The organism is Sphingomonas bacterium (genome assembly GCF_903644135.1).
Classification (GTDB): Bacteria; Pseudomonadota; Alphaproteobacteria; order Sphingomonadales; family Sphingomonadaceae; genus Sphingomonas.
In genome coordinates this window covers 1-4,419 of record NZ_CAHJXA010000244.1, presented here as the reverse complement: position 1 = coordinate 4,419, position 4,419 = coordinate 1, and the positions used below count along the sequence as shown (strand labels likewise).

Sequence of the window (4,419 nt, the reverse complement as noted above, 5' to 3'; positions counted from 1 at the left end):
CCGGCGGCGATGCCGAGGGCTTCCGGTGCTTCCTGCTGTCGCGCGCGGGGCGGGCGATCTTCCGCCGCTACGGCTTCACCGCGCCCTGATGCTGACTGGCGAGGAGTGGCAGATCGTGCGTCTGTCGCTGCTGGTCGGCGGGGTCGCGACGCTGGCGTCGCTGCCGGTCGCCTTCGCGCTCGCCTGGGTGCTGGCGCGGTGGCGCTTCCCCGGCAAGCTGCTGCTCGACGCGCTCGTCACCCTGCCGCTGGTGGTGCCGCCGGTGGTGACCGGCTGGCTGCTGCTGCTGGCGTTCGCGCCGGCTGGGCCGGCGGGGCGGCTGCTGGCGATGCTTGGGGTCAGCGTCCTGTTCCGCTGGACGGGCGCGGCGATCGCGGCGGCGGTGATGGCGCTGCCGCTGTCGGTCCGCGCGATCCGCCTGTCGATCGAGGCGGTCGATCGCCGACTGGAGGGCGCGGCGCGGATGCTGGGTGCCGGTCGCTGGCGGGTGTTCGCGACGATCGTTCTGCCGCTCAGCCTGCCGGGCGTGCTGGCCGGCGCGGTGCTGGGCTTCGCGCGCTCGATCGGCGAGTTCGGGGCGACGATCACCTTCGTCTCCAACGTGCCCGGCGAGACGCAGACACTGCCGCTCGCCATCTATGCCGCACTGCAACGGCCCGATGGCGACGCGACGGTGTGGCGGCTGGCGGCGATCTCGGTGGCGCTCAGCCTCGGCGCGCTGGTCGTGGCGGAACTGCTGGCGCGGCGGGCAGGGCGCGGCGTGCGCGGTGTTTGACGTCGATGTCGACCTGCGACGCGGCGGCGTCCGAGTGGCGACGGCGTTTCGTTCGGGGGGCGGCGCGACCGTGCTGTTCGGCCCGTCGGGCGTGGGCAAGACCAGCGTGCTCGACATGGTCGCGGGGCTGGTGCGGCCCGATGCCGGCCATGTTCGGGTCGGCGGCGTCACCCTGTTCGATGCCGCCGCGCGGATCGACCTGCCGGTCGAGCGCCGCCGCGTCGGTTACGTGTTCCAGGACGCGCATCTGTTTCCCCACATGACCGTGCGCCGCAACCTGCTCTACGGCGCGCGCAGCGATGCGCGGCTGGTAGAGACGGCGGCGATGCTCGACATCGCGCACCTGCTCGGCCGCTGGCCGCGCACCCTGTCGGGCGGCGAGGCACGCCGCGTCGCGACCGGCCGTGCGCTGCTGAGCGAGCCGGCGTTCCTGCTGCTGGACGAGCCCACCGCCTCGCTGGACGGCAGCCGCCGCGAAGAGGTGCTGCGCGCGATCGAGCGGGTGCGCGATGAGCTGCGATTGCCGATCCTGCTGGTGACCCACGACCGCGCGGAGGCGGAGCGGATTGGAGAGGTGGTAATGATGTGAGGGCCGGCGTCAGCGATGCATCGGCGGCGGTCGATCGCGCTTGGCACCCTCGCTGATCCGCGTCAGCCACGCCGCCTCGCAATAGTCGGCTTGTGGCGGCATCGGCCGTCCCCCAGCCCAAGGCGCACAGGGGCGGTCGCGGTCGGACAGGTCGACCGCCCAGTCCTGCGGCCAGGTGGCGAGGTGATGGTCATGGTCCTGCCGCCAGGCGGCAACCTCCGCCGGCCATGCCGGTCCGCGCCTGAACTCGCGCAGCGGGCCGAAAAGGCCGACCGCGCCGGACAGCAAGGTCAGGAGGCACAGCACCAGGCGCACGCGGCGATGCCGGCCCTCCGCCCGCGCCGCCAGCGCCAACAGGCCGAGCCCCAGCAGCACGAGCGGCAAGAAATCGTAGCGCTCGGCCGCGCCGACGCTGAACCATTCTTCCGGGTTGCTGACGATCATGCCGCGACCGAACGACGCCGCCGCGATGCTCAGCCCGGCCGCAATCAGCCAGATTGCGCCGTCGCGCCGGTCGCGCAGCGCCGTGGTGGCGAGCGCTCCGAAATAGCCTAGCGCACCCGCGACCGCGAACCACCACAGCACCGTGCCGTCACGATAGGAGGCATAGACTGTACGCCCCAGCAGGGTCGCGAGCGGTGGCGTCAGCAGCGGCAGCAGCGCGAGCCGCACGAACATGATCGCCGCTAGCGTCGGCAGGCCGAGCACATCACCGCGGATCGGGCTGTGGCTGTAGAAGACCAGCAACTGCACGGCAGCGCCGATCCCCAGCACGGCGGCCTGCGCGCCCCGCGCCGGGCTGCGGTCGAGAGCGGCTCGCAGGACGAAGAACGGCAGCAGGATGATCGCGCCCGGACCGCACAGCGGTCCGACCAGCAGCGGCACCGCATAACCCAGCCGGGCGACGCGCGACGCGGGAATGTCGAGCGCCAGGATCAGCGCCGCCGCCAACGGCAAATGGAACTGGATGTGCAGCGTGTTGAGGAACACTTCTTCGGTGAGCGGCGCGGTCGCGACGATCAGCAGGCCGGCAACGATCACCCGGCGATCCGCCAGCCACGCCGCACGCCCGGTCACCAGCAGCAAGGCCGGCAGCGACTGCACCAGCAGCGCGGTTGTCATCGTCAGGTATGGTACACCCTCCAGCGGCAGGATGCCGACCCTGACCAGCCGGACGGCCAACAGGGTGACGGCGTTCGCACCGAGGTTGAGGTAGCCCGCAAATGCCCGCCACAGCGCCTCTCCGGCCGGGCGATGCCAGGCATAGGCGAGGAAGACCGTGCCTTCCTCATCCTGCAAGCGGCCATGCACCCACGCCAGCGGCAGCCGCAACATGACAAGGGCGACGAAGCCCGCCAGCAGCAGCAGGCGCTGCCGCGTCGTGAAAGACAGCTCCACCGGGGGCGCTTCGATCCAGCGCCAGACGCGGCGGGGGCCAGGATCGCCGGCTCACCAGATCAGACGAGCGCGACACGGCCCTGAACTGCCGACGCAATCCAGGGCCGGTGAAATTATCGCTTGCTGAACTGGAAGCTGCGGCGGGCCTTGGCGCGGCCGTACTTCTTGCGCTCCACCGTGCGGCTGTCGCGGGTCAGGAAGCCTGCCGCCTTGACCGGTGCGCGCAGGATCGGCTCGTACTTGGTGATCGCCTGGCTGATGCCGTGCTTCACCGCGCCCGCCTGGCCCGACAGGCCGCCGCCCTTGACAGTGCAGACCACATCATATTGCCCGTCGCGCTCGGTGATGCCGAACACCTGGTTGATGACGAGGCGCAGCGTCGGGCGGGCGAAATAGACCTCCTGGTCGCGGCCATTGATCGTGATCTTGCCGGTGCCGGGCTTCAGCCACACGCGGGCGACAGCGTCCTTGCGGCGGCCGGTCGCATAGGCGCGGCCCTGCTTGTCGATGATCTGCTCGCGCAGCGGCATCGGTGCGGGGGCGGGGCCGGACTGGCTGACCTGCTCGCCGGTGGCGGCCGGCGCTTCGACGCCGCCAACAGGGGCGGTCGTCAGGCTCGCGAGGTCGGACAGCGATTGGCGATTGTCTGACATTTAGGCACCCACCTTGTTCTTGCGGTTCATGGCCGCGATGTCGAGAACCTCGGGGTTCTGCGCTTCGTGAGGATGGTCGGTGCCTGCGAAGATGCGCAGATTGCGCATCTGCTCGCGGCCCAGCGGCCCGCGCGGGATCATCCGCTCGACCGCCTTTTCGAGGACGCGCTCGGGAAAGCGGCCCTCCAGCACCTTGGCCGCGGTCACGCCCTTGATGCCGCCGGCATAGCCGGTGTGCTTGTAATAGACCTTCTTCTCCGCCTTGTTCGACGTGAAGCGGATCTTGTCGGCGTTGATAACGACGACGTTGTCGCCGCAGTCGACATGCGGGGTGAAGCTGGTCTTGTGCTTGCCGCGCAGCACGTTGGCGATCACCACCGCGGCGCGGCCGACCACCAGGCCGTCGGCATCGACGATATGCCATTTCTTCTCCACCTCGTGCGGCTTGACCGACTTGGTGGTCTTCATCAGCGCCTTCATGGGCGAAAGACCTTTCGAATACGACGAACGCCGCCAGCAGGGCCGGCGGCGCGTTGGGAGAACCAATGCCCAAACAGGCCCAACAAGTCAAGCAATCGGCGGCATTGCCGACGGGTATCACGATACCGGAGGGTCGATCGTGACCTGTTCGCGGACGATGCGGGCATCGTTGCCAGCACCGATGATCTGCGTTTCCCGCTGGTCGAGGACGAGGCCGCTCGCCGGATTGATCGTCCGCTCGCGATCGAGCGATACCGGCGCGTCGCCGCCGGTCGCGGCATGAACGACGACATGGACGCATCCATCGGCATCGGCTGTGACCATCCGGGTCCCGGCGAGCGGCGGCCCGGCGACGATGCCGCTGGCGAGCGACACCGGCCCGCTGCCCGGCACCAGCGGCTCATCGGCGCTGACGATCAAGCCGGCGAGCGGGGCCGCCAGCAGTGCCTTGCGACGATCGGCGGGCAGAGCGGCGAGCGCGGACGTCGGATCGTGCTTCAGCGCCGCCATCGGATCGTCGCCGC

6 protein-coding genes are annotated in these 4,419 nt (G+C 70.2%); 2 read left to right on the top strand and 4 right to left on the bottom strand.

All coding sequences use genetic code 11. From position 1 onward, the window contains the following. Positions 1–88: 88 nt before the first annotated feature. Both modB and HUU96_RS12025 read left to right on the top strand, forming a co-directional pair. The gene (gene modB / locus HUU96_RS12030; protein ID WP_174293020.1) at positions 89–775 is read left to right on the top strand and encodes a molybdate ABC transporter permease subunit; all 687 of its coding nucleotides are present in this window, start codon (positions 89–91) and stop codon (positions 773–775) included. Next, positions 768–1,364 carry an ATP-binding cassette domain-containing protein gene (locus HUU96_RS12025; RefSeq protein ID WP_438827080.1) on the top strand — a complete coding sequence of 199 codons (597 nt, stop codon included), beginning with the start codon at positions 768–770 and terminating at the stop codon, positions 1,362–1,364. The genes modB and HUU96_RS12025 overlap by 8 nt, the downstream gene beginning before the upstream one ends. A gap of 9 nt (positions 1,365–1,373) precedes the next feature. Here HUU96_RS12025 and HUU96_RS12020 read toward each other — a convergent pair whose 3' ends face one another. The 4 genes from HUU96_RS12020 to HUU96_RS12005 form a co-directional block, all read right to left on the bottom strand. Next, on the bottom strand, positions 1,374–2,762 hold the full coding sequence (locus tag HUU96_RS12020) for a hypothetical protein (protein WP_174293018.1): 1,389 nt from the start codon (positions 2,760–2,762) through the stop codon (positions 1,374–1,376). Between the two features lie 113 nt (positions 2,763–2,875). After that, positions 2,876–3,415 (bottom strand): 30S ribosomal protein S9, encoded by a 540-nt coding sequence (rpsI, locus tag HUU96_RS12015; protein WP_174293017.1) that lies wholly within the window; start codon positions 3,413–3,415, stop codon positions 2,876–2,878. Beyond that, positions 3,416–3,895, bottom strand: a complete 480-nt coding sequence (gene rplM, locus HUU96_RS12010; RefSeq protein WP_174293016.1) for a 50S ribosomal protein L13 — start codon at positions 3,893–3,895, stop codon at positions 3,416–3,418. Positions 3,896–4,012: 117 nt separating this feature from the next. Continuing rightward, positions 4,013–4,419, bottom strand: a 407-nt coding sequence (locus HUU96_RS12005) for a hypothetical protein (RefSeq protein ID WP_174293015.1), incomplete at its 5' end; no start/stop codon positions are given.